This is a genomic window from Homoserinimonas sedimenticola, assembly GCF_026094475.1.
GTDB lineage: Bacteria > Actinomycetota > Actinomycetes > Actinomycetales > Microbacteriaceae > Homoserinimonas > Homoserinimonas sedimenticola.
In genome coordinates, this window is sequence record NZ_JAPELL010000001.1 from 67,856 (window position 1) to 89,848 (window position 21,993).

Annotated in this window: 28 protein-coding genes, 1 pseudogene and 1 riboswitch; of the genes and pseudogenes, 13 read left to right on the forward strand and 16 right to left on the reverse strand. The window is 67.2% G+C overall.

The features are described 5' to 3' along the window. Window positions 1–14 precede the first annotated feature (14 nt). Window positions 15–893: a potassium channel family protein gene (locus tag OH146_RS00280; RefSeq protein ID WP_265156221.1), complete on the forward strand. Its 879-nt coding sequence runs from the start codon at window positions 15–17 to the stop codon at window positions 891–893. Between the two features lie 72 nt (window positions 894–965). After that, window positions 966–1,154, forward strand: coding sequence for a hypothetical protein (locus OH146_RS00285; RefSeq protein WP_265156223.1), 189 nt, complete (start codon window positions 966–968; stop codon window positions 1,152–1,154). 45 nt (window positions 1,155–1,199) lie between these two features. Here the strand turns inward: OH146_RS00285 and OH146_RS00290 are convergent, their stop codons facing one another. Beyond that, complete coding sequence (locus OH146_RS00290) at window positions 1,200–1,766, reverse strand: hypothetical protein (RefSeq protein ID WP_265156225.1); 567 nt, start codon at window positions 1,764–1,766, stop codon at window positions 1,200–1,202. A 13-nt stretch (window positions 1,767–1,779) separates the two neighbouring features. Continuing rightward, a pseudogene (locus tag OH146_RS00295) lies at window positions 1,780–2,927 on the reverse strand (zinc-dependent alcohol dehydrogenase). A 145-nt stretch (window positions 2,928–3,072) separates the two neighbouring features. On the opposite strand from OH146_RS00295, the gene OH146_RS00300 reads away from it, so the two are divergent. Beyond that, window positions 3,073–3,744, forward strand: a complete 672-nt coding sequence (locus OH146_RS00300) for an NUDIX hydrolase (RefSeq protein WP_265156227.1) — start codon at window positions 3,073–3,075, stop codon at window positions 3,742–3,744. 4 nt (window positions 3,745–3,748) lie between these two features. Here the strand turns inward: OH146_RS00300 and OH146_RS00305 are convergent, their stop codons facing one another. Then, complete coding sequence (locus OH146_RS00305; protein ID WP_265156229.1) at window positions 3,749–4,015, reverse strand: hypothetical protein; 267 nt, start codon at window positions 4,013–4,015, stop codon at window positions 3,749–3,751. Between the two features lie 170 nt (window positions 4,016–4,185). Here OH146_RS00305 and OH146_RS00310 point away from each other — a divergent pair, with 170 nt between their 5' ends. Both OH146_RS00310 and OH146_RS00315 read left to right on the forward strand, forming a co-directional pair. Continuing rightward, window positions 4,186–4,329 (forward strand): GPGG-motif small membrane protein, encoded by a 144-nt coding sequence (locus OH146_RS00310; RefSeq protein ID WP_265156231.1) that lies wholly within the window; start codon window positions 4,186–4,188, stop codon window positions 4,327–4,329. 182 nt (window positions 4,330–4,511) lie between these two features. After that, window positions 4,512–5,303, forward strand: a complete 792-nt coding sequence (locus OH146_RS00315) for an EAL domain-containing protein (protein ID WP_265156233.1) — start codon at window positions 4,512–4,514, stop codon at window positions 5,301–5,303. Between the two features lie 22 nt (window positions 5,304–5,325). Here OH146_RS00315 and OH146_RS00320 read toward each other — a convergent pair whose 3' ends face one another. From OH146_RS00320 to OH146_RS00375, 12 genes are all read right to left on the reverse strand, one after another. Then, entirely contained in the window at window positions 5,326–5,538 is a 213-nt protein-coding gene (locus OH146_RS00320) for a hypothetical protein (protein WP_265156235.1), read from the reverse strand. After that, a complete protein-coding gene (locus OH146_RS00325; protein ID WP_265156237.1) occupies window positions 5,531–6,976 on the reverse strand; it encodes a glycosyltransferase family 2 protein in 1,446 nt (481 codons plus the stop codon). Before OH146_RS00325 ends, OH146_RS00320 begins: the two co-directional genes overlap by 8 nt. Before the next feature lie 102 nt (window positions 6,977–7,078). Further along, complete coding sequence (gene thpD / locus OH146_RS00330) at window positions 7,079–7,981, reverse strand: ectoine hydroxylase (RefSeq protein WP_265156238.1); 903 nt, start codon at window positions 7,979–7,981, stop codon at window positions 7,079–7,081. 44 nt (window positions 7,982–8,025) lie between these two features. Beyond that, window positions 8,026–8,418, reverse strand: coding sequence for an ectoine synthase (locus tag OH146_RS00335; RefSeq protein WP_265156240.1), 393 nt, complete (start codon window positions 8,416–8,418; stop codon window positions 8,026–8,028). Further along, on the reverse strand, window positions 8,415–9,728 hold the full coding sequence (ectB, locus tag OH146_RS00340) for a diaminobutyrate--2-oxoglutarate transaminase (protein WP_265160556.1): 1,314 nt from the start codon (window positions 9,726–9,728) through the stop codon (window positions 8,415–8,417). The genes OH146_RS00335 and ectB overlap by 4 nt, the downstream gene beginning before the upstream one ends. Window positions 9,729–9,811: 83 nt before the next feature. Continuing rightward, on the reverse strand, window positions 9,812–10,273 hold the full coding sequence (gene ectA, locus OH146_RS00345) for a diaminobutyrate acetyltransferase (protein ID WP_265156242.1): 462 nt from the start codon (window positions 10,271–10,273) through the stop codon (window positions 9,812–9,814). Between the two features lie 107 nt (window positions 10,274–10,380). Beyond that, a complete protein-coding gene (gene ehuA, locus OH146_RS00350) occupies window positions 10,381–11,289 on the reverse strand; it encodes an ectoine/hydroxyectoine ABC transporter ATP-binding protein EhuA (protein ID WP_265156244.1) in 909 nt (302 codons plus the stop codon). Between the two features lies 1 nt (window position 11,290). After that, window positions 11,291–11,944 carry an ectoine/hydroxyectoine ABC transporter permease subunit EhuD gene (ehuD, locus tag OH146_RS00355; protein ID WP_265156246.1) on the reverse strand — a complete coding sequence of 218 codons (654 nt, stop codon included), beginning with the start codon at window positions 11,942–11,944 and terminating at the stop codon, window positions 11,291–11,293. Continuing rightward, the gene (ehuC, locus tag OH146_RS00360; protein ID WP_265156248.1) at window positions 11,941–12,675 is read right to left on the reverse strand and encodes an ectoine/hydroxyectoine ABC transporter permease subunit EhuC; all 735 of its coding nucleotides are present in this window, start codon (window positions 12,673–12,675) and stop codon (window positions 11,941–11,943) included. The genes ehuD and ehuC overlap by 4 nt, the downstream gene beginning before the upstream one ends. A gap of 11 nt (window positions 12,676–12,686) precedes the next feature. Beyond that, a complete protein-coding gene (ehuB, locus tag OH146_RS00365; RefSeq protein WP_265156250.1) occupies window positions 12,687–13,586 on the reverse strand; it encodes an ectoine/hydroxyectoine ABC transporter substrate-binding protein EhuB in 900 nt (299 codons plus the stop codon). A gap of 498 nt (window positions 13,587–14,084) precedes the next feature. After that, window positions 14,085–14,357 (reverse strand): hypothetical protein, encoded by a 273-nt coding sequence (locus OH146_RS00370; RefSeq protein WP_265156252.1) that lies wholly within the window; start codon window positions 14,355–14,357, stop codon window positions 14,085–14,087. Window positions 14,358–14,385: 28 nt separating this feature from the next. Next, window positions 14,386–14,778, reverse strand: a complete 393-nt coding sequence (locus tag OH146_RS00375; protein ID WP_265156254.1) for a hypothetical protein — start codon at window positions 14,776–14,778, stop codon at window positions 14,386–14,388. Between the two features lie 88 nt (window positions 14,779–14,866). Here OH146_RS00375 and OH146_RS00380 point away from each other — a divergent pair, with 88 nt between their 5' ends. The 8 genes from OH146_RS00380 to OH146_RS00415 all read left to right on the forward strand — a co-directional run bounded on the left by OH146_RS00380 (window position 14,867) and on the right by OH146_RS00415 (window position 21,525). Next, window positions 14,867–16,219, forward strand: a complete 1,353-nt coding sequence (locus OH146_RS00380; RefSeq protein WP_265156256.1) for a cysteine desulfurase — start codon at window positions 14,867–14,869, stop codon at window positions 16,217–16,219. Then, window positions 16,216–16,665, forward strand: a complete 450-nt coding sequence (gene sufU / locus OH146_RS00385; protein ID WP_265156258.1) for a Fe-S cluster assembly sulfur transfer protein SufU — start codon at window positions 16,216–16,218, stop codon at window positions 16,663–16,665. The genes OH146_RS00380 and sufU overlap by 4 nt, the downstream gene beginning before the upstream one ends. A gap of 112 nt (window positions 16,666–16,777) precedes the next feature. Then, on the forward strand, window positions 16,778–17,794 hold the full coding sequence (locus OH146_RS00390) for an NADP-dependent oxidoreductase (protein ID WP_265156260.1): 1,017 nt from the start codon (window positions 16,778–16,780) through the stop codon (window positions 17,792–17,794). A 35-nt stretch (window positions 17,795–17,829) separates the two neighbouring features. Continuing rightward, window positions 17,830–17,942: riboswitch (TPP riboswitch) on the forward strand. Further along, window positions 17,933–18,064: a hypothetical protein gene (locus OH146_RS00395; RefSeq protein ID WP_265156262.1), complete on the forward strand. Its 132-nt coding sequence runs from the start codon at window positions 17,933–17,935 to the stop codon at window positions 18,062–18,064. It overlaps the preceding riboswitch by 10 nt. Before the next feature lie 5 nt (window positions 18,065–18,069). After that, window positions 18,070–18,699, forward strand: coding sequence for an ECF transporter S component (locus tag OH146_RS00400; RefSeq protein ID WP_265156264.1), 630 nt, complete (start codon window positions 18,070–18,072; stop codon window positions 18,697–18,699). A 2-nt stretch (window positions 18,700–18,701) separates the two neighbouring features. Continuing rightward, window positions 18,702–20,177 carry an ABC transporter ATP-binding protein gene (locus OH146_RS00405; RefSeq protein WP_265156266.1) on the forward strand — a complete coding sequence of 492 codons (1,476 nt, stop codon included), beginning with the start codon at window positions 18,702–18,704 and terminating at the stop codon, window positions 20,175–20,177. Next, window positions 20,174–20,959 (forward strand): energy-coupling factor transporter transmembrane component T family protein, encoded by a 786-nt coding sequence (locus tag OH146_RS00410; protein WP_265156268.1) that lies wholly within the window; start codon window positions 20,174–20,176, stop codon window positions 20,957–20,959. Before OH146_RS00405 ends, OH146_RS00410 begins: the two co-directional genes overlap by 4 nt. Then, a complete protein-coding gene (locus tag OH146_RS00415) occupies window positions 20,956–21,525 on the forward strand; it encodes a nucleoside/nucleotide kinase family protein (RefSeq protein WP_265156270.1) in 570 nt (189 codons plus the stop codon). Before OH146_RS00410 ends, OH146_RS00415 begins: the two co-directional genes overlap by 4 nt. On the opposite strand, the gene OH146_RS00420 is transcribed toward OH146_RS00415, so the two are convergent. Then, window positions 21,513–21,989 (reverse strand): hypothetical protein, encoded by a 477-nt coding sequence (locus OH146_RS00420; protein ID WP_265156271.1) that lies wholly within the window; start codon window positions 21,987–21,989, stop codon window positions 21,513–21,515. The two genes, OH146_RS00415 and OH146_RS00420, sit on opposite strands and share 13 nt — an antisense overlap. Window positions 21,990–21,993 lie beyond the last annotated feature (4 nt).

Sequence of the window (21,993 nt, forward strand, 5' to 3'; positions counted from 1 at the left end):
ATAGCGTCCGTGGCATGCAGTGGTTCTCAGTTGTGGCAGGCGTTCTGCTGATCGGTGCCAGTCTCGTCGACGTTTTTCAACGACTCATTCACCCGGGCGGCCGCGGGTCGATCGGCGCGCGCGTCGTGCGGGTGCCGTGGGCCCTGAGCCGTGGGGTGCGGGGCAAGCCGAGCCTGCTTGCGGGACCCCTCGGCCTGGTGCTCGTCATCGGCGTATGGGTGCTCCTGCAGCTGGCGGGCTGGATGCTCGTGTACCTGCCCTTCGTCCCCGCCGGGTTCACCTACTCACCCGGCATCGACCCCACCCGCTACTGGGCACCTGCTGAGGCGCTCTACATCTCTCTCGTCACGCTCGGCACACTGGGCTTCGGCGATGTTGTGCCCACAGTCGAGTGGCTCCGCATCCTCGGTCCGCTACAGGCTCTCACGGGGTTCATCCTGCTCACGGGCGCGATCTCGTGGTTCATGCAGATCTATCCCGCGCTCGCTAGGGTGCGAACTCTCGCATTGCGACTCTCGCACTTCGCGGGCGCCGGCTTCGCGCGCGAACTGAGCGTCAACGACGGATCGGTCAACGCGCAGGTGGTGCATGATCTGGCAAGCCAGCTCGCCCAGGTCCGCGTCGATCTTGGCCAGAATGCCGAGATCTACTACTTCGTTGAGCGCGACCCCGACCTCTCCTTGCCGCTTGCTCTGCGGCGGGCGAAGCACCTCGCGCACGACGCGCAGGACGTCGACGACACAACTCTCGTGACGGCAGGGCGAGTTCTCGAGCGCACCGTGGAGGATGCCGCGTCTCTCGTGCGCGAACAGTACTTGCCGCGCGTCCCCGACGACACGTCGTCGATCATTGAGGCAGCTCTCGCCGACCAGGGGTCGACGCGGAACGTCTGAGTCTTCCCTGAGGCGTCTCGCCACGCCGGGAGAGTGTCATCCAATGTCGGTGGTGCTGCGTAGCGTTGAAGCATGGAGATCAGGAACTGCCCCGAATGTGCTGCTGAGACGGTGTCGGCCGGCCTCGCCCTGTGGGACGACGCCGAGACTCCCGTGCTGGTGTTCGAGTGTATTGAGCCCGACTGCGGCTGGGCCGGCGTCGAGGCGGAGTGGTCGACGACGTTTGTGCGCAGCGCTCGCGACCGCAGCATCGCCGCCTAGCACCGGGGCGCTCTCACCGGGAGCGAGGAGCCGGATAGGCACGCCTCAGCGTTTGCCGATGCTCCTGACTACCGCGACGGCGACAATCCCCGTGAACACCCAGAATCCCGCAATGAGGAGGGGGTCGATCCAGCCGTGCTTCACATCGGCGCGTCCCCGGCCGACGCGGGAGCGGATGCCACCGCGGCGGAGCTCGGACACCACGCCCGTCTCCGTCACCGGATTGTCGGGGCGCAGGGTCAGCACCGAGCGCAAATGGCTGCCCACCGCATCCACCCGGTCGCCCGCGATCAGGAGTAGCCAGTGGGCCGCCCGCCCTTCGCCGAACTTCTCGTAGGCGAAGCGGCGGATGGCGCCGGAGACGCCGTGCAGGGGAGCGGAGGTGCCGAACACGGGCGTGAGGAAGCGGTGCTCGATCGAGCGCTCGCGCGGAACGCGCTCCTCCTGGCGCTCGGGGAAGTCCCAGTGCGCGCCTGTCACCTCAGGAGCAAAGCGCTCACGGGGCACGGCCGGGCGGTCAGCGGGGTCGAGGTCGGCTCCCCAGCCGGGGATGCGGGCCCGCAGCTCCTCATTGGACTCCCGGCGCGTGGGGGCCTCAGCGGTATAGGGCATGATTGCTCTCCTCTCAGCTCGCCTCAGCGACGATGATGGGTTTGATGCAGTCGTCCAGTTTTGCCGAGAACATGTGGTAGCCCTCGGCGATGTGCTCGAGTGGGATGCGATGGGTGACGATGTCGTTCGGCTTGAGGTAGCCGTTCTGGATGTGCTCGAAGAGCCGCGGCCACTGGCGCTTGACGGGGCACTGGTTCATCCGGAGGGTGAGCCCCTTGTTCATCGCGTCACCGAACTTGACGGCCGAGAAGATCGGCCCGTAGGCACCCATGACCGAGATGGTGCCACCCTTGCGCACGGAGTCGATGGCCCAGTTCAGAGCGACGGGGGAACCGCCCTGCAGCTTGAGTTTGGCCGAGGTGATGTGCTGGGTGAGATTGCCGTCGGCCTCGGCGCCGACGGCGTCGATCGCGACATCCGCCCCAAGAAAGTCCGTCGTCTTCTTCATGTGGACGACGATGTCGTTGTGCTCGTTGAAGTTGACCGTCTCGGCGTGCGCGAAGGTGCGGGCCTTCTCCAGGCGGTAGTCGAGCTGGTCGACGACGATGACGCGGCCGGCCCCCATGAGCCACGCCGACTTGGCAGCGTAGAGGCCGATCGGTCCAGCCCCGAAGACGACAACGGTGTCGCCCTCGACGATGTCGCCCAGCTGGGCGCCGAAATAGCCGGTCGCGAGCGCATCCGTCAGGAGGAGGGCATCCTCGTCGTCCATCCAGTCGGGGATGATCGAGGGTCCGACGTCGGCGAACGGCACACGCACATACTCAGCCTGGCCGCCGTCGTAACCGCCGCAGGTGTGGGAGTAGCCGTAGATGCCGCCGACCGCCGTCGCGTTGGGGTTGACGTTGTGACAGTTCGAGTAAAGGCCGCGCGCGCAGTAGTAGCAGGAGCCGCAATAGACGTTGAAGGGCACCATGACCCGGTCGCCGGCCTTGAGGTTCTGCACGGATGGACCCACCTGGTCGACGACCCCGATGAACTCGTGGCCGAAGGTCGTGCCCACCCGCGTGTCCGGCATCATGCCGTGATACAGGTGCAGATCTGAGCCGCAGATGCGGCGTGCGTCACGCGCACTATGGCATCGTTCGGATGCTCGATCCTCGGGATGTCCTTCTCCTCGACCCGCACCTTGTACGGCCCTCGATACACCATCGCTCGCATCGCATCGCTCCTTCGGCACACACCTCACGTCGTCGTGCGGCGGACGCTACCTCAGTAGCTCGCGCTCGCACCGAGCGAATTTGCAGGAAGCCCGCGCGCACCGCCTGTCCTCGCGGCGCACGCGCCGCTGGGTAGGCTGGCGAGCATGCCCACCTCAGCTGAGGATGCCCGCGAGCAGCTTGTTGCCCTCTGCCAACGAGGGCTCGACTGGAACTTCGACCCTCCGCGCCTGGTTCCCGACCCGGCGGCAGCGCGCCGTGCCGGGGTTCTCGTGCTCTTCGGAGTCCTCGACGAGGCGCCGGCGGCCGCGGGCGGGCCGGTCTCCCGCAACCTCGACGTGCTCCTCCAGCGGCGGGCAGCGACGATGGGGCATCACGCGGGGCAGATTGCGTTTCCCGGCGGCGGGGTCGAAGAGGGTGATGCGGATGTCAGGGCGACCGCCCTGCGGGAGGCGGTCGAGGAGACCGGCCTCGACCCTGCTGGCGTTGAGGTCCTCGGCACGCTGCCGGAACTGCCGCTGCCCGTGAGCAACAACGTTGTCACACCTGTGCCGGCGTGGTGGACTCGAGCGTCGGATGTCGCGGCGATCGATCACCGCGAGACGGTCGACGTGTTCCGCATGCCGGTGTCCGACCTGCTCGATCCTGGAAACCGTGCGAGCGTCGTGCACCGGGTGGGTGCGAGGGAGATCCGTACGCCGGCCTTCGTCGTGGGGGACCGTCTTGTGTGGGGTTTCACGGCGATCGTGCTCGACCGCATCTTCAGCGAGTTGGACTGGACAGTGCGGTGGGATGCCAGCCGCACGGTCGTGCCCTAGCAGCTCAGTTGTCGCGCAGCACCCAGGAGAGAGCTTCGATCATGGCGCCGTAACCGACGGAGGCCATCTCGTCGGCCATGGTCTCGTTGCGCTTGACCTGAAGCTCGTTGACCTTGAGGCGAACGGCGTCGGCGTCGGGTGAGGTGTCGAGAACCCAGGTAAGGGCGTTCATGGCGCCGGCGTTGCCGAGCACCATCTGCTTTGTCACGAGGCTGCGGCGTTCGCCCCGGAGCTCGTCGAGCCATTCCCGAATCTCGTCCGTGTTCTTCATGGTGAGTCCATTCTCTCCCGCAGAGCGATCCTGAGTGCCGTGAAACTGGTTGTTTGCTGAACGCCGCTGTCGCTCAGCCGGGGGTGCGGGTAATTTCCGAGGAAATAGATACTCGCTTCATCGCCCACCCACTCCCGGGTGGGCGATCACGAGTGGAACGGAGCAACAGCATGGCTACCCTGCTTTGGATCCTCGCTGCCATCCTCGTCATTGCCGGTATCGTGGCAATCGTCCGCCGGCAGCTGCTGTGGGGCATCGTCCTGATCATCGTCGGACTGCTCGTCGGCCCCGGTGGTGTCAGCCTCTTCACCTGATCTGGCACACGCGTGGAGAAACGCGCGTGTGCGGTGCGCATGCCCTCGGCTTAGGCCGAGGGCATTCGTGCGTTGGGAGAACTCCACCCCGTTCGTGGGGTGCCGCGGGGCAGAATTCATCGTCTACTGTTGTTACGCGGTGCGCCTCGTCGCATCACGCAACCTTCGAGTGAAAGCGACACATGGATCCTCACGACCAGCACGTAGCGCGCTGCGAGTCCTGCCAGCGGCGGGACGCCCTCGATTTCGACTTCACGATGGCCTTCCAGCCGATCGTCGACGTCGAGAAGCGCGAGGTCTTCGCTTATGAGGCGCTCGTGCGGGGCACCGACGGCTCGGGTGCCTACAGCATCCTTTCGCGTGTGGACGATCACAATCGCTACAGCTTCGACCAGCGCTGTCGCGTCAAGGCGGTCGAGCTGGCGGCGCGTCTCGGAATCGAGTGCTTCGTCAGCATCAACTTCCTCCCCAACGCCGTGTACGAGCCGGCCACCTGCATTCGCGCGACGCTTGCCGCTGCGGAGCGCAACTCCTTCCCGCCCGATCGGATCATCTTCGAACTCACGGAGAGCGAGGAGCCCGCGAACAAGCAGCACCTCCTTGGCATCATGGAGGACTACAGTCGGCGCGGTTTCACGACGGCGATCGACGACTTCGGTGCGGGGTACTCGGGTCTCACGCTGCTGGCCGACTTTCAGCCGGACATCGTCAAGCTCGACATGGCGCTCATCCGCGATATCCACATCGACACGGTTCGGCAGGCGATCGTCGAGGGAGTGCTCGACGTGTGCCGTCGCCTCGACATCGGCATCGTCGCCGAGGGTGTCGAGACGATCGACGAGTATGTCTGGCTGGTGGAGCGCGGCGTGCGCTACATCCAGGGGTACCTGCTCGCGAAGCCCGGTTTCGAGGAGCTGCCCGCTATCGACTGGCCGGAAGATGAGAGGGTGGCCGCCGTCGGCGCACCCGCCTGAGGCGGCCTCAGCGGCCCGTTGTTCAGACGGGGTCGTCGGGGTGGATGCTGCGGGTTTCCGTGCGTCGATTCCGCCCGCGGATGAAGTCGCTGAAGTAGATCTTCGGCAGGATCTTCGCGACCGCGAGGGCGACGTACATGACTGTGTTGATCGCGACGACCGTCGACATGATCGCGAATACGTCGGAGAAGAGAAACGACTCGGGCAGCAGGATTCCCGTCTGCACGTCATGCATGGCGTGCCTCCTGCCGGTCGCCGTCTCCCGCTGAGCGATCGACGTGGCTCCACGCTGCCTGGCGGCCGAGCGTGATGTCGATGATGCCCTTGACGTAGATGACGTTGAGAAGCATGTCGAAGAGGAGCTCGGGCACGAAAGCGACGGCGAGGGCGCGTGCCCTCCAGCCGCCGCGCCACACCGTCACGACCCGTTCGATGACGAACACCGCTCCTAGGCCGAGCCAGAAGGGAAACCAGATCCAGGTATCGACGGCGAGCATCGTCAGGCCCATGAGGAGGAGGAAGAGGGCGAAGGCGAAGACGCTGTAGCCGAGACCGAGCTGCTGGGCCCAGTAGCGGATGGTCTGCGGGCGCACGCCGTAGGCGCCGATGTTCTCGAGGGCACCGCGTTCCCAGCGCAGCCGCTGCCGCCATAGCGTGCCGAGCGTCGGCATGACCTCCGTGACGACCGTGCACTGCTGCGGCGAGATCATGAGGGCCCCGAGGGATTTCAGCGCGATCGTGAGTTCGTTGTCCTCCGTCAGCGCTGCGGTGTCGTAGACGTTTCCATTCGTGCCCGGAAGCGAGACGCCCCGGTTTTCGGCGACTGCTCTCAGCGCCACGGGGCGAAAGATCGACGCCGTTCCCGTGAGGATGAAGACTCGCCCCCGGCGGCGGCGGATCTCGCGCGAATAGCGGATGTACTCGTTCCGTTGCAGCTGTCCGAGGATGCCGCCACCCTCCTCCCCGTAGAAGAGCCCGCCGACCGCCATGAGTGCACGATCCTGGGTGAAGGCGTTGACCGCGGTCGCGAGGAATCCGTCGTCGAGGGTCGTGTCAGCATCCATCACCATGACGACATCGTTGTTGCCCTGGTGGGGGAGTAGTTCGCGAAGTGCCTGATTGAGCGCCCCCGCCTTCTTGTGCACGTTTGCCCGTGACTCGAACACCTCGACGCCGTGCTGGCGAGCGAGGCTCACGGTCGCGTCGGTGCAGTTGTCGGCGACGACGATGATGCGGTCAGGCGGATGCGACTGAGAGAGAAGTGAGGTCAGGGTCGCAGGGATCGTGGCTTGTTCGTTGTGCGCCGGAATGAGAACGGTGACCGTGACAGGGCCGTCGTAGCGGCCGCGGGTCTGCTCCATGATGGCTCGCGCTGCCAGCGGCGTGCGGAGGACGTTGGAGGAACGCCGAGCGGTGTCGGTTGCGCGCCGTTCAAGCAGCGCGATGATTCCCGCCGCAAGAAGAGCGAGGCTCACGGCGGCGAGCAGGACTCGCTCCGAAGGGGCGGATGTCACGTAGAAGAGCTCCCACACCCCCAGCAGGATGCCCTCTGTCGGTGGCTCTGCTGCCTCGGGATTCGACCACGCCACAGTGAGCCACAGGAGCACGGCGGCAAGCGTGATGACGACTGCCACGACGACCCCCACCGCGCGGTCCAGCCAGCGCGCTTTCATGACGGGAGAATATCAACCCGAGCCTGCGAGATCCTCTGAAACGAAAGGAAGGGGCCGGATGCTCTCGACAGCATCCGGCCCCTTCCCTGCGGCACCACCTGGTCAGCTGAGGGGGGTGAAGTCCCGGCTGGCGATGTGTGTCGGTCGCGGCGATTTGGCCGCGTAGGGCTCGACGAGCGTGTTCTCAACGCTGTTGAAGACCATGAACACGTTGGAGCGCGGGTAGGGCGTGATGTTGCTGCCCGAGCCGTGCATGATGTTCGAGTCGAACCACAGGGCGGAGCCCGCGGCGCCCGTGAACTGGTCGATGCCGTACTGGCGCGCGAGCTGAGTGATCGCCTCCTGGCTCGGCACGCCGGCCTCCTGCGCCTTGAGCGACTCCTTGTAGTTGTCGTCCGGCGTCTCGCCGACGCTCGGCACGAATGTCTGGTGCGAGCCGGGCATGACCATGAGACCACCGTTGTAGGGGTAGTTGTCGGTCAGGGCGATCGAAAGGCTCACGGCGCGCGGGATCGGCATACCGTCCTCAGCGTGCCAGGTCTCGAAGTCCGAGTGCCAGTAGAAGCCCGTGCCCTTGAAGCCCGGCATGTAGTTCACCCGCGTCTGGTGCAGGTACACGTCGGACCCGAGGATCTGGCGAGCACGGTCGAGCACCTTGGGGTTGCGCGCGAGAGCCGCGATGGGCTCACTCAGCGCCTCCACCTGGAAGACCGAACGCACGGCACCCGTCGAGCGCTCCGTGATGAGACGCGGGTCGCCCTTGAGTGACTCGTCCGACGCGAGGCGGTCGAGCTCGTCGCTGTAGAGCTGCACCTCGTCGGCCGAGATGAAGTCGTCGAGCACCGTGAAGCCGCGGTCCTCGTGGTTGCTGAGCTCCGCTGCGCTGAACGGGCCGTCGGCCGGGGAACCCCAGACGGCGGGCTGCTCACGCGCGATCATGTCGCTGGGCGTCGCGAGCCGAGTGGGAAACAGGTCCTCGGCTGTTGTCGCGGTGGTGATTGACATCTCTCCTCCTTCGTTCGTTCCTTTGATGACGGGTGCGCGCGAGATCAGGCGATCTCCGTCACGAGCGGGTAGACCCCGTTCTCGTCGTGCACCTCACGCCCCGTGATGGGCGGGTTGAAGACGCACACGGTCCGCATCTCAGTGCGGGGGCGGACCTCGTGCTTGTCGTGGTTGTTGAGCAGGTAGAGCGAACCGGGCCGCAGCTGGTGGGTTTCGCCTGTCGCGAGGTCAGTGATCTCGCCCTCGCCCTCGACGATGAATACGGCTTCGATGTGGTTCGCGTACCAGAACTGGTTGACGGTGCCCGCATAGAGCGTGGTCTCGTGCACCGAGAAGCCGACCTTCTCCTTCGCGAGCACGATGCGCTTGCTCCGCCAGTTCTCGGTCTTGATGTCAGCTTCGGTGTCGGTGATCTCGTCGATCGTGCGAACGATCATGCGCTCGTTGTCTCCTTGTCGGTCGTGGTGTCGGTGGCGGACGGGGCGGCCTTCGCGAGAACGGCGGCGACCGACTCCTCGATGATCGAGAGGCCGCGCTCGAGTTCCTCATCGCTCAGGGTCAGGGCGGGGAGGATCTTCATGACTTCGCCCTCAGGGCCCGAGGTCTCCATCAGCAGCCCGCGTTCGAAGGCCTCGCGGCAGACGGCGTCCGCGAGCTCGCCGGATGCGAACTGCAGGCCCCGGGCGAGCCCGCGCCCCTTCGCGATGAGCCCGTGCTCGGGGAAGCGGGCGACGAGGCCGTTGAAGCGGCTCTCGACCTTGTAGCCCTTGTCGATGGTCGACTTCTTGAGGGCGTCATCGCTCCAGTAGGTGCGGATCGCCTCGGTCGCCGTGACGAATGCCGGGCTGATGCCGCGGAAGGTGCCGTTGTGCTCGCCGGGCTCCCAGATGTCGAGCTCGGGCTTGACGAGGGTGAGCGCCATGGGCAGGCCGTAGCCGCTGATCGACTTGGAGAGGCAGACGATGTCGGGAACGATGCCCGCCTCCTCAAAGCTGAAGAAGTCGCCCGTGCGACCGCAGCCCATCTGGATGTCGTCGAGGATCAGCAGGATGCCTTGCTCCTTGCAGAGGTCGGCGAGCCGCCGCAGCCATTCGGCGCGAGCGGCATTGATCCCGCCCTCACCCTGCACTGATTCGACAATGACGGCGGCCGGCGTGTTGAGCCCGCTACCACTGTCGTCGAGCAGGCGCTCCATGTAGAAGAAGTCCGGGTAGTCGCCGTTGAAGTAGTCGTCGTAGGGCATGGGAGTCGCGTGGACGAGCGGCACGCCGGCGCCGCCGCGCTTGAGCGAGTTGCCCGTCACGGAGAGGGCGCCGAGCGTCATCCCGTGGAATGCGTTCGTGAAGTTGATGACGGACTCGCGACCCGTGACCTTGCGGGCCAGCTTGAGTGCGGCCTCGACCGCATTCGCCCCGCCGGGTCCAGGGAAGACGACCTTGTAGTCCAGGCCCCGCGGCTTCAGGATGACCTCCGAGAAGGTCGTGAGGAAGTCGCGGCGCGCACTCGTGAACATGTCGAGGGAGTGCACGACGCGGTCGTCGCTCAGGTACTCAATGAGTGCCTTCTTGAGCACGGGATTGTTGTGCCCGTAGTTGAGGGCTCCCGCGCCCGCGAAGAAGTCGAGGTATGCCCGGCCGTCCTCGTCGTACATCGTGCTGCCGACCGCGCGGTCGAAGACGACGGGCCAGGAACGCGAGTAGCTGCGCACCTGGGACTCTAGAGCCGTGAATGTGTCGGTGGTGTCCATTCGAGTGTTCTCCTCCTGTGTGGTGTCGTGCGGAGTGCACGCCACGCCCCCGAGCGGGGCGGTGGTCTGGTGTGGTGTCATGGTCAGCTCCTCGCCTTGAGCGGGCCGATCTCATAGAGCGGCTCTGGAGCGTGCTCATCGTGGCCGTCGAGCGGGAAGTGGTCGCGCTCGAAGAGCGGCCGCGTCGTGACGGATGCCCCGCCCCACCGTTCCGCGAAGGAGGCGAAGAGACGCTGCGACGCGGCGTTGTCGTCAGTGATGGTCGTCTCGACCATGCGGATGCTGCCGTCGGCGACGCCGTCCTCGACGAGGCTGTCGAGCATCCGTGCCGCGAGGCCGAGCCCGCGGAAGCGCTCGTCGACGGCGACTTGCCAGACGAAGAGGCAGTCCGGCTGCTCGGGCCGGGCATAGCCGATCACGAAGCCGGCGGTCTCTCCGTCGACGACCGCGACGCGGCATGTGTTCATGAAGTCGCGGGCGTACAGGATGTAGGCGTACGACGAATTGAGGTCGAGCGTGCGGGAGTCGCGCGCGATGCGCCACATGTCCGCACCGTCACCCATTCGCGGCGGCCGGATCAGGGTCGTTCGTTCTTCGGCGGTCGTCCGAGCCGCCTGGGGTCGAATGTCGGTCTGGCTGTTGCCGCGGGAAATCAGAGCGGGTCACCGTCCTGGGTCGTGGTGGAGGTCGTGCTGGGGGTCGTGGGCGTTGCGGGAGCCGCGGGGGTCCCGGAAGCTCCCGGGGCGGGCTGCCAGGGGAGTGCGCCCGTGATGGGGTCGGCGACGACGGCCTGGAGGAAGTCGCGCGTGCGCTGCTCCTTGGGGTTGGTGAAGAACTCCTCGGGCGTGCCTTCCTCGACGATGCGGCCGCCGTCGAACATCAGGATGCGGTTGGAGACGTCGCGAGCGAACTGCATCTCGTGCGTCACGATCAGCATCGTGATGTCGGTCGACTCGGCGACGTCCTTGAGAATGCCGAGCACTTCCCCCACGATCTCCGGGTCCAGGGCCGAGGTGACCTCGTCGAGGAGCAGGATCTCGGGGTCCATGGCGAGCGCACGCGCGATCGCGACCCGCTGCTGCTGGCCGCCGGAGAGTTCGAGCGGATGCGCATCCTCCTTGTCAGCGAGACCCACCTGGTCGAGCAGGCCGCGAGCCTTCTCGATCGCGTCCTCTTTCGACATTCCGAGCACGTGCACGGGGGCCTCGATGATGTTCTCGATCACCGTCATGTTGGGGAAGAGGTTGAACTGCTGGAAGACCATGCCGATCCGCTTGCGGATCTCGGTCTTGTGCTTGGGCTTGAGCTCCACCCGCTCGCCGTCGACCTCCGCGTGGGTGAGAGGCTCGCCGTCGATGAAGATGTAGCCGTCGGTGAGGTCCTCAAGCGTCATGACGAGACGCAGGATCGTCGTCTTTCCCGAGCCGCTCGGCCCGATGAGCGTCACGCGGTCGCCCTTCGCGACGGTGAAGTTCAGGCCGTCGAGGACGACCGTGTCACCGAAGCGCTTCTGGACGTCGCGGAACTCGATCGCGGGAACAGCGCCGTTCGGCGCCGCCATGTCAGTTTCTGAAGGCAAGGCGCTTTTCCAATCTGCAGATGAGAAGCGAGGTGGGGTAGCTGGCGAGCAGGAAGATGATGCCCGCGAGCGTGATCGCCTCGATGTACTTGAAGTGGTTGCCGCCGAAGACGAGCCCGGCCTGGACCATCTCGACGACGCCGATGCTGAGCAGGAACGGGGTGTCCTTGAACATCGAGATCGCGTAGTTGCCCAGGGCCGGCACGGTGGCGCGCACGGCCTGCGGGATGATGACGGCGACCCACGTGCGCCGACGCGACATCGATAGTGCTGTCGTGGCCTCCCACTGGCCCTTCGGCACGGACTCGATGCCCGCCCGGTAGACCTCCGCCATGTACGTGGAGTAGTGGATGCCGAATACCGCGATGCCGATCGTGAGGGGATCGATGTTCGTGAACGCGTAGTAGGCGAAGAGCAGCTGCACGACGATGGGCGTCATCCGAATGAAGTCGATGACGAAGCGGATGACGGCCGCGATCGGCTTGGGGGCCGAGCGTCGCGCGATTGCGATCACGAGCCCGAGGATGGCGGCGATCGCCGTGCTCACGACGGTGACGAGCAGGGTGACGGTGAAGAAGCCGACCAGAAGGGTGGGGAGGGCCTCCCACGCGAGTTCCCAATTCCAGATGTCGTTCACGAGCGTGCCCCCTCTCCAGCGTCGACGCCCGTGTCGGGGGAGCGGAGGCTGAGGGCCTCGCGCAGGGACTCACCACGTCCCAGGCGGTGCTTCGCCTGCACCTCGAGCATGTTCATGACGAGCGTGAGGATGTACGCGAGCACGAAGTAGATGATGAGTCCGACGGTGTACGCGAAGAAGGTGTCGGTGTCGATGCGCAGCTGATCCACCCTGAATGTGAGGTCCGCCATCGTGATGAAGCTGACGATCGCGGTGCCCTTGAGCAGGTGGATGAGCAGGTTCGAGAGCGAGGGGATCATGAGCGCCCACGCCTGGGGGAAGATGACTCGACGCATCCGCTGTGCGCTCGTCATGCTGAGTGCGGTCGTCGCCTCCCACTGGCCCTGGGGCACGGAGTTGATGGAGCCGCGCACGACCTCCGCCGCATAGGCGCCGTAATTGAGTCCGAGCGCGAGGATGCCGACGAACATCGCGTCGAGTTCGACCCCGAGCTGTGGCAGCACGAAGAAGAACCAGAAGAGCTGCACGACGAGCGACGTGCCACGGAAGAACTCGATGATCGCCCGGGCGAACCCGCGCACCAGGATGTTCTCCTGGCGCGCGAGCAGCCCGAGCGTCACCGCGATGAGCATTGCCAGGAGGGCGCCGCCGACCGTCAGCTGGAGTGTGATCCACACCCCGTCGAGGATCCTCGGCAGCGCCGCTCCCAGCGCTTCGAAGTTACTGTCCATGAGGACGGGCGTCAGCCCAGGTCACCTGCACACAGCTGCTCGGTCGTGAGGTCGGCGGGAGGCATGTTCTCGGCCGTGAAGCCGAACTCGCCGACGAGGTCGAGGTAGGCCTCTTCGCTCTCCATGATGGTGGCGAGCTCCTCGTTGTAGGCCTCCAGCAGCTCCGTGTCCTCCTGGCGGAAGACAGTGCCGCCGGCACCGATCTGCTCGACGCCGTCGATCTCCTGCACGAAGGCCTGCGTGGTCTCGACCCCGGCGTCGGGGTTGTTGTCGGCCATCCAGTTCAGCGAGATCGCCGTCATGGCGAAGGCGTCGGCGCGGCCGTTGGCGACGACATCCATGCCGGACTGCGCGTCGGGCACCGTCTGCACGTTGCTGATGCCGAGGTCCTCGGCGTAGCCGGCCTCGATGCCGCCCGCGAGCACGGCGAGGTTGACGTCGGGGTTGGCGGCGACCGAGTCGAGGTCGGTCAGACCCATGGGGTTGCCCTCGGGCACCATGAGCGCCGTCGTGTACATGATCTCGGGGTCGCTGAAGGCGGCCTGCTCGCAGCGCTCCGGAAGGATCGACATGCCCGCGCTGATGGCGTCGAACCGGCCGGCGTTGAGGCCGGGGATGAGGGAGTTCCAGTCGACCTGGACGACCTCGACGTTCTCGATGCCGAGGTTGCCGAAGATCTCCTCGTGCATTGCGATCGTGGCGCCGGTGGGCTCATCGCCCTCGAGCCACGAGTAGGGACGCTCATCCGCGATGGCGACCGTGATCGTGCCCTCCTCCTGAAGGGTCGTGAGGAGGTCCTCCTCCGTGTCTCCGGTGTCACCGCCGTTGCCGCTGCAGGCGGTGAGCCCGAGTGCGACCACGCCGGTCGCTGCGATCGCGAGACGAGCCTTGGGGCTCCGTCGCTTGTTCATCATGCTCCTCTTTCGGTCGTGTAGGACGAACCTCGTCGGCGGCACTAGGGAAGCCGCGGACAGACCCGACCCGAAATGGTGATGGGCATCCACCCTACGCACGCCTCCAGCTGCCCTACCAGTCCACGACACGCACGGCGGGGGTGACGCGCCGGGGGTGCGCGTACCCTTGCGGGCCCCTCTCATCCGTGCTAGCCCGACTAGATCCAGGGGCGGCTGCTCGGCCCCCGATGGGGCCGATCGCGGGCCTTCTCGCGCGCACCTCGGCGCACCGTTTTCGCCCGAACTCATGGGGATGCGCGGGGGATGCGTGAGACCCGCAGACGAGAGATGATCAGGTTCCAGCGGCGCTTGTCTCGCGCTCCGCCGCGAGCGTCGATGGGCGGTGGATTTCGGGCAGAAATCGCCGAGATCACAGTTTGGTAACAGAAGCGAATTTCGCCGGAATTAACCTACGATTTGCTTCCTGGCGGTCCGCACCGCTGCCCGCCGCCGTGCTCAGCGTCGTGTGACGCCCGCCTGTTCGCCCGCCTTCGGGCCGCGCTTCACGAGGCCGATCACGAGCAGAACGATCCCCACTCCGCAGACGATCGCGCCGGGAATCAACAGTGCTCCCTGAGTGACTCCGTGCGACGTGCCGCCCTCCTCATTCCAGGTGTTGCCGAGGATGAAGGACGTGATGACGGCCGCGAGACCGATCAGTGCCAGCACGACACCGATCACTATCCACCTTCCGTTGTGCTGACGGTTCTCCACGACATTGCGCGTCATGGGCGTCTCCCTTCTATCGACGACGACATCAAACGATCGGCTTCCCCGCCGTCTGTAGCGGCTCGGGCGAGTGGCGCAGGAAGGACACCACGACGCCGATTCCACCTGCGCCGAAGAGCACGATGAGGTCGACAAGCGTGAGCCCCGTCGGCAGGAGTCCCCACACGGTCCTGTCGAAGAGACCCGCGACGGCGAGGATGAGAAGGAGCAGCGCGACGACGAGTATCGTGCCGCGAAGGGCGGCAGGGCGGCTCTTCGTCACAGCGACTGTGAGGAGTGCTGCAGCGCAGAGCAGATAGAGGATGTCGACGGCGAGGTCGACGTTGAAGATCGACAGCAGGTGCGCGCCCTCGATGAAGAGACCGATGAGGCCGTGCCCACCGAGGATCACCCCGAGAATGAGTGCGTATGCCTTAGCCATGCGCCCATGCTGGTCCCGGATGGCACGGGCGCTCCGATCTTTGCGTCGATACTCAGGTTCGCTCGGGTGCTGAGCGGAATGCGATCCCATGGCGCGGCGTTCTAGTGTGGAAGTAATCCCGAGAGCAGGTTCCGTCATCACTATCGAAGCCCCCGCCAGTCCCATCGCCGCAGGTCCCTTCACTGCGGAGGAGTCCGCTCGCATCCGCGCAGACTTCCCCATCCTTGGGCGCGAGGTGAACGGGCATCCGCTCACCTACCTCGATTCGGGAGCGACTTCGCAGCGTCCCCGCCAGGTGATGGATACCGAGCGCGCGTTCGCGACGGAACACAATTCCGCCGTACATCGCGGGGCACACAGCCTCGCGGCGCTCGCGACCGAGAGCTTCGAGGATGCTCGGGCGCGCGTCGCCCGCTTCATCGGCGCCGACGACGACGAGATCGTGTGGACCTCGAATGCGACGGAGGCGATCAACCTCGTCGCGTATGCGATCTCGAACGCGAGCATCGCGGGAGGCGACGCGGCGGTGCGGCTGGCTCCGGGCGACGAGATCGTTGTGACGGAGCAGGAGCACCACGCAAACCTCATTCCGTGGCAGGAGCTCGCGGCGCGCACGGGGGCCCGCCTCCGCTTCATCCCCGTCGACGACGAGGGGGCGCTCGTGCTCGAGGAACTCGACGCGATCGTGGGGGAGCGCACGCGCATCCTCGCCTTCACGCACGTGTCGAACGTGCTCGGCAGTGTCAGCCCGGTCGACACGCTCGTCGCCCGTGCCCGCGAGGTGGGCGCCCTGACATTGCTCGACGCGTGCCAGTCGGTGCCCCACATGGCGGTCGACGTCCGCGCGCTGGGGGTCGACTTCGCCGTGTTCTCCGGTCACAAGATGCTCGGCCCCAGCGGCATTGGCGCCCTCTACGGTCGTCGCGAGCTGCTGAATGCGCTGCCGCCGTTCCTCACGGGCGGCTCCATGATCACGACTGTCACGATGGAGCGGGCCGAGTACCTGCCGGCGCCGCAGCGCTTCGAGGCGGGAACGCAGCGCGTGTCGCAGGCGATCGCGCTCGCGGCCGCTGTCGACTACCTCGACGCACTCGGCATGGCCCGCGTCGAGGCGCACGAGGCGGCGCTCGGGCGCCGACTCGCGGAGGGGCTCTCGGCGATCGAGGGCGTGCGCGTGCTCGGCCCCGTTGCAGGGCGCGAACGCGTCGGGCTCGCGAGTTTCGACGTGGTGGGCATTCACGCGCATGACGTGGGGCAGTTCCTCGACGACCGGGGGATCGCCGCGCGCGTCGGCCACCACTGCGCCCAGCCCCTCCACCGACGACTCGGCATCACCGCCTCGACACGGGCAAGTGCCTACATCTACACAACCGAGGAGGAGGTGGACCGGCTGATCGAGGCGGTCGCCGACTCCCGCGAGTTTTTTGGAGTGCGCCCGTGAGCTCATCGGAACTGCAGTCGCTCTACCAGGAAATCATTCTCGACCACTCGCGCCAGCCCATCGGCTTCGGGGGCCTCACGGGTGATGCCGCCGGCCGCTCGCACCAGCTCAATCCGACCTGCGGTGATGAGGTGACGCTCGAGCTCGACGTCGACGACGCGGGGCTCGTCGGGCTGCGCTGGGAGGGCCACGGCTGCGCTATCTCGCAAGCGTCGGCCTCCCTGCTGAGCGAACTGGTCGAGCGCGGGCTCACGATCGAGGAGCTCTCAGAGCGCATCGATGTCTTCCGCACGGCGATGCGGTCCCGCGGCGCGATCGAGCCTGACGAGGAACTGCTCGGCGACGCCGCAGCCCTTGGGGGAGTCTCCCGCTACATCGCCAGGGTCAAGTGCGCAATGCTGGCGTGGGTCGCGGCGGAGGAGGCTGTCGCGCGGGCGCGAGCCTGAGCATCCGTAGCCCGTCGCATACCGACTCGTCGCATACCGGGCGGTCGGTTGGGGGTGCTAGCGTGCGGGGCGGGCCCAGCGCCGGGCCGCGACGACGACATGAGGAGGCAGCGTGGCATCCGATCATTCCCGCAGCACGCAGATCCAGCTGGCGGAGCGCCCGAAGGGCTGGCCCGACGACGCGACCTTTCGCACCGTTGCGGTCGACCTCCCGGAGCTCGGTGAGGGCGAGGTACGGGTCGCGAACGACTTCGTCTCGGTAGACCCCTACATGCGCGGTCGCATGGACGACGTCAAGTCCTACGTACCGCCCTACGCGCTCGGCGAGACGATGGAGGGCGGCGCCGTGGGACGGGTCGTCGAGAGTGCCTCCGAGCGGCTCGCTGTCGGCGACCTCGTGCTGCACTCCCTCGGCTGGCGCGATATGGCTCAGGCTGAGGCATCCGCGTTCCGCCGCGTCGAGGAGCTGCCCGACATCCCCGCTTCTGTCTACCTGGGAGTGCTGGGGATGCCCGGCTTCACCGCCTGGGTCGGCCTGCGTCAGATCGCCCGCATGCGGGAGGGCGACATCGTCTTCGTCTCGGGCGCCGCGGGCGCCGTGGGCAGCGCGGTGGGGCAGATCGCCCGGCTCGCCGGGGCCTCACGAGTCATCGGCTCGGCCGGTTCGGAGGAGAAGGTGCGCACGCTCACCGAGCGCTACGGCTTCGACGCCGCCATCAACTACAAGGACGGGCCCGTGCGCTCGAGCCTGCGTGAGGCGGCGCCCGACGGAATCGACGTGTACTTCGACAATGTGGGCGGGGAGCACCTCGAGGCGGCACTGGGCGCGTTCCGCGACGGTGGCCGCGGGGCGATCTGCGGCATGATCTCGCAGTACAACGCGACGGAGCCTGCGCCAGGCCCGCGCAATCTCGCCAATCTCATCAAGCGGGGGCTCACCCTGCAGGGCTTCACCGTCAACAACTACAACCGCTTCTTCGGGGACTTCGCGAGCGAGGTCACCCCGTGGGTGCGCTCGGGAGAACTCGTCTTCGATGAGACGGTCGTCGACGGCATCGAGAATGCCCCGACCGCGTTCCTCGACATGATGCACGGCGCCAACATCGGCAAGATGGTCGTGCGCGTCTGAGAGGTCGCTCCCGCGCCCACGATGGGCGTAGACTGAGGGGCGTACACGGGAGTCCGGTGAGCCGGGCTGAGAGGAAGCTGCTCCAAGCTTCGACCGTCGAACCTGATCTGGATCATGCCAGCGCAGGGAGGGAACCGAATGTCGGTGGACACACTTCTGAGAGCCGCACGAGGCGGCGCGTTCGAGCGCGCCCCGCACGGCTCGTCGCGCACGTATGCGGGGCAACCGCCCCACCAGGTCATCACCGCGATCGCCGAGAGGCAGAAGTAGGGATCATGACCGCAGCACCATTCATCACCACCTCGTCCAGCACCGGAAGGAAGCGCCCGAGCTTTCGCTGGCGAGTCGTCGATATCGTCGTCGCCAGCGTCATCGGTGTCGCATCCGGGCTTGTCTTCGTCGCCTGGAATATCGCGCACGAGCCGCTGAGCAACCTCGTCGCCTTCCTTCCCGGGCTTTCCGCGCTGTTCGGCGGTGGTTGGCTCTTCGCGGGCGTGTTGACGGCGCTCGTCGTCCGCAAGCCCGGTGCCGCCATCTATGGCGAGTTCCTCGCCGCCACCGTCTCCGCACTCGTCGGCAACCAGTGGGGCGCGCTGACGCTCGTCTCCGGTCTCGTGCAGGGTCTCGGCGCGGAACTCGTCTTCGCCGCCTTCCTCTACACCAACTGGCGCCTCAGCGGTACCGTGCTGGCGGGCATGGGTGCGGGACTCGCGATGGCCATCACGGATCTCACGCTGTGGTACCCGGGGGCGGGCATCCTCTTCATCACCGTCTACAGTATCTCGGCCATCGTCTCGGGCGCCGTGATCGCTGGCCTGCTCTCCTGGCTCGCCATGCGCGGGCTCGCCCGCACGGGTGCCCTGAGCAGGTTCGCCGCCGGCCGCGACGTCGCGGCGCCACGCTGACGATGACGGATGCCGCGGCCACGGGCGCTCGCGTGAGTGCCCGCGGCTGGGGCTGGCGTCACGCGGGCCGCCCTGATTGGGCGGTGCGCGACCTCGACCTGCTCATCGAGCCGGGGGAGCGGGTGCTGTTGCTGGGCGCCTCCGGCTCGGGCAAGTCGACGCTGATGCACGGCCTCGCGGGCGTGCTCGGCGGAGAGGAGGAGGGCGAGGCGTCGGGGGAGCTGGAGATCGACGGCAGCGCGCCCGCGAACCAGCGGGGAACCGCGGGCCTCGTGCTGCAGGACCCCGATTCGCAGGTGATCCTCGCCCGCGTCGGCGACGACATCGCCTTCGGCTGCGAGAACCTTGGCGTACCGCGCGAGGAGACGTGGCGGCGTGTGGGAGAGGCCCTCGAGACCGTGGGGCTCGACCTCGCGCTGGAGCATCCCACGAGTGCCCTCTCGGGAGGGCAGAAGCAGCGGCTCGCGCTCGCGGGAGTGCTGGCGATGCAGCCTCGACTGCTGCTCCTCGACGAGCCGACCGCGAATCTCGACCCGGAGGGCGTACGTGAGGTCGTCGAGGCCACCCGGCGCGTGCTCGACCGCACGGGAGCGACCCTCCTTGTGGTGGAACACCGCGTCGCCGTCTGGCGCGGACTCGTCGACCGGGTCGTCGTGCTGGGGGCTGAGGGGGGAGTGCTCGCCGACGGCAGCCCCGAGCAGGTGCTCACGGGCGAGGGCGAGGCGCTCGCGGCATCCGGAATCTGGGTGCCTGCGCATCCGCCGCGTCGGCCGCAGCGGCGGAATATCGAGGCGGGCCCGCCACTTCTGAGCACCGAGGCCCTCGCGGTCGCCCGCACGCGCGGCGATGCCGTACAGAGCGGGGTGGAGCTCTTCGTCGCAGCCGGGCAGGCACTCGTGCTCACGGGCCCGAATGGTGTCGGCAAATCGACCGTCGCCCTCACGCTCGCGGGGCTCCTCCCGCCCGCGGAGGGGACCGTACACGCGCACCGCACACTCGCGGGGCGCGCGGGGGCGCATCCGATCCGCTGGCGTTCGCGGGAGCTGCTCACCCGCATCGGGACGGTCTTCCAGGACCCGGAGCACCAGCTGCTCACGGGGCGCGTGCGGGAGGAGCTCGCGGTGGGGCTGCGCGCCCTGAAGCTCGGGGCGAGCGAGATCGAGGAACGGGTCGACGAACTCCTCGCGCGGCTGCGCCTAGCGCATCTCGCCGACGCCAACCCCTTCACCCTCTCGGGTGGAGAGAAGCGGCGCCTCTCCGTCGCGACAATGCTCGCCACCCGGCCGCCGCTGCTTGTGCTCGACGAGCCCACCTTCGGGCAGGACTCCCGCACGTGGGAGGAGCTCGTCGCGATGTTCGCCGGCCTGCTCGACGACGGCAGCGCCATCGTCATGGCGACGCACGATGAGGAGCTCATCGAGGCGCTCGCCACCCGCACGCACGCGCTGACCCCGCAGCGCGAGGCGGTGCTGTCGTGAGCGTCACCCTCGAACGCCGCACGAGCGCCATCTCCGGGGTGAACCCGGTTGCCAAGCTCGCCACCGCACTCCTCGTCGCGGGAGTGCTCGTGCTGTCGATCGACTGGGTGTCGGCCACGGTCGCGCTCGGACTCGAACTCGTGCTCTTCGCCTTCGCGGGAATCAGCGCCCGCACCTTCTGGCTCCGCACCCTCCCGGTGTGGGTCATGGCGCCGCTCGCGGGCGTGACGATCGCGCTCTACGGCGAGGCATCCGGTCGCACGCATCTCGAGTGGCTCTTCGTGCATGTGACCGACGGGTCCCTGACCCTGGCAATCGCGACCGTGCTGCGTATTCTCGCCATCGGCCTGCCCGCCGTCGTGCTCTTCATCACGATCGACCCCACCGACCTCGCCGACGGCCTCGCGCAGGTCGCCAAGCTTCCCTCGCGCTTCGTGCTGGGCGGCCTCGCCGGACTGCGGCTCGTCGGGCTGCTCATCGAGGATTGGCGCAGCATCGAGCTCGCCAGGCGAGCACGCGGCGTGGCGGACCGCGGCCGCCTGCGCCGCCTGCCCGGTCAGGCGTTCGCCCTCCTCGTCATCGCGATCCGGCGCGGCAGCAAGCTCGCGACAGCCATGGAGGCGCGGGGATTCGGGGGAGACACCGAGCGCAGCTGGGCGAGGGAATCGCACTTCGGAGGGCGTGACGTCGCCCTCATCCTCGTCGGTGCAGGTATCGCCGCAGCCGCCGTCACCGTGGCTGTCGCGACCGGCGATTGGAACGTCATCTGGGCACGGTCGTGACCGAGGGAATTGAAACCGAGTGGGCCGTCGTTGCCCATGTGCCTCAGATCGTCGACGAGGTCGCGGGCCACGCACGCCCCGTCGTCCTCATCGATGGGCGCTCCGGTTCGGGCAAGACGACCCTCGCGCGCGCCCTCGCCGCCGCGATCGACAAGTGCCAGCTCGTGCGGCTCGACGACTTCTACCCGGGCTGGGATGGCCTCGCGGCCGGCAGCGCAATGGTCGTCGACTCCGTGCTGCGGGCGGATGCCCCGGGGTGGCGCAGCTGGGACTGGGAGCTCGACCGTCCCGGCACCTGGCATCCGCTCGATCCCACGCTGCCCCTCGTCATCGAGGGTTGCGGTGCCCTGAGCCGAGCCTCACGCGCGCTCGCGACATTCGGAGTGTGGGTCGAGCTCGACGCAGTGACGCGCCGCGCGAGAGCGCTCGCCCGAGACGGGGACGCCTATGCGCCCCACTGGGAGCGTTGGGCCGCACAGGAGGAGGCCTTCCTCGCCCTGGAGGACCCGCGATCGCTCGCCGACCTCACGATCGACGAGCGAGCGCGGGGCGCTCAGCCCCAGTAGCCGGGATCGTCGGTGGGATCATCCGCCCAGTAGCAGGTCAGCACAGCATGTGTGCGGTAGAAGACCGCGAGGGTGTGATCGGCGGGCTGTGCCCAGTGGCCGCCCGGGCTTGCCGTGCCGTTGTTGGTGCCCGGCGCGAAGCAGTAGTCGCCGTCGCGCACGAACTGTGGACGGGTGGGCGCCGTCCAGTCACCCTTATATCCCCCCATGCACGTCTCACATTCGGGGATGAATTCGGGCAGCGAGAAGTAGCACAAGAGCGTCAGGGAACCGCGGATGCGAAGCTCCTTCGTGCTCGTGGAGTACAGCGTCGTCGAGGGCCCGCCCGTCGAACTGCTGCCCCGTTCACACTGCTCGGTGCCCTCCATGCCGGAGAAATGGTCGGCGTTCGCGGGCGTCGCGCCGAGGAGCACGAGTGCCGCGGCACCGAAGAGAGCGAGGATGAATTTGGAGAGACGTGCCATCATG

Bases quoted from the DNA above. Each gene is read 5' to 3' on its own strand.
- ehuA (WP_265156244.1), bottom strand. From the start codon at position 11,289: ATGGCGGCGCCGAACGGCGCTGTTCCCGCGATCGAGTTCCGCGACGTC.
- OH146_RS00280 (WP_265156221.1), top strand. From the start codon at position 15: ATGCAGTGGTTCTCAGTTGTGGCAGGCGTTCTGCTGATCGGTGCCAGT.
- OH146_RS00375 (WP_265156254.1), bottom strand. From the start codon at position 14,778: ATGGCTAAGGCATACGCACTCATTCTCGGGGTGATCCTCGGTGGGCAC.
- OH146_RS00405 (WP_265156266.1), top strand. From the start codon at position 18,702: ATGACGGATGCCGCGGCCACGGGCGCTCGCGTGAGTGCCCGCGGCTGG.
- ectA (WP_265156242.1), bottom strand. From the start codon at position 10,273: ATGTGGCGCATCGCGCGCGACTCCCGCACGCTCGACCTCAATTCGTCG.
- OH146_RS00320 (WP_265156235.1), bottom strand. From the start codon at position 5,538: ATGCATGACGTGCAGACGGGAATCCTGCTGCCCGAGTCGTTTCTCTTC.
- OH146_RS00370 (WP_265156252.1), bottom strand. From the start codon at position 14,357: ATGACGCGCAATGTCGTGGAGAACCGTCAGCACAACGGAAGGTGGATA.
- ectB (WP_265160556.1), bottom strand. From the start codon at position 9,728: ATGGACACCACCGACACATTCACGGCTCTAGAGTCCCAGGTGCGCAGC.
- OH146_RS00300 (WP_265156227.1), top strand. From the start codon at position 3,073: ATGCCCACCTCAGCTGAGGATGCCCGCGAGCAGCTTGTTGCCCTCTGC.
- ehuB (WP_265156250.1), bottom strand. From the start codon at position 13,586: ATGAACAAGCGACGGAGCCCCAAGGCTCGTCTCGCGATCGCAGCGACC.
- OH146_RS00335 (WP_265156240.1), bottom strand. From the start codon at position 8,418: ATGATCGTTCGCACGATCGACGAGATCACCGACACCGAAGCTGACATC.
- OH146_RS00285 (WP_265156223.1), top strand. From the start codon at position 966: ATGGAGATCAGGAACTGCCCCGAATGTGCTGCTGAGACGGTGTCGGCC.
- ehuC (WP_265156248.1), bottom strand. From the start codon at position 12,675: ATGGACAGTAACTTCGAAGCGCTGGGAGCGGCGCTGCCGAGGATCCTC.
- OH146_RS00380 (WP_265156256.1), top strand. From the start codon at position 14,867: ATGGCGCGGCGTTCTAGTGTGGAAGTAATCCCGAGAGCAGGTTCCGTC.
- OH146_RS00310 (WP_265156231.1), top strand. From the start codon at position 4,186: ATGGCTACCCTGCTTTGGATCCTCGCTGCCATCCTCGTCATTGCCGGT.
- OH146_RS00325 (WP_265156237.1), bottom strand. From the start codon at position 6,976: ATGAAAGCGCGCTGGCTGGACCGCGCGGTGGGGGTCGTCGTGGCAGTC.
- OH146_RS00400 (WP_265156264.1), top strand. From the start codon at position 18,070: ATGACCGCAGCACCATTCATCACCACCTCGTCCAGCACCGGAAGGAAG.
- OH146_RS00420 (WP_265156271.1), bottom strand. From the start codon at position 21,989: ATGGCACGTCTCTCCAAATTCATCCTCGCTCTCTTCGGTGCCGCGGCA.
- thpD (WP_265156238.1), bottom strand. From the start codon at position 7,981: ATGTCAATCACCACCGCGACAACAGCCGAGGACCTGTTTCCCACTCGG.
- OH146_RS00315 (WP_265156233.1), top strand. From the start codon at position 4,512: ATGGATCCTCACGACCAGCACGTAGCGCGCTGCGAGTCCTGCCAGCGG.
- OH146_RS00305 (WP_265156229.1), bottom strand. From the start codon at position 4,015: ATGAAGAACACGGACGAGATTCGGGAATGGCTCGACGAGCTCCGGGGC.
- OH146_RS00290 (WP_265156225.1), bottom strand. From the start codon at position 1,766: ATGCCCTATACCGCTGAGGCCCCCACGCGCCGGGAGTCCAATGAGGAG.
- OH146_RS00395 (WP_265156262.1), top strand. From the start codon at position 17,933: ATGTCGGTGGACACACTTCTGAGAGCCGCACGAGGCGGCGCGTTCGAG.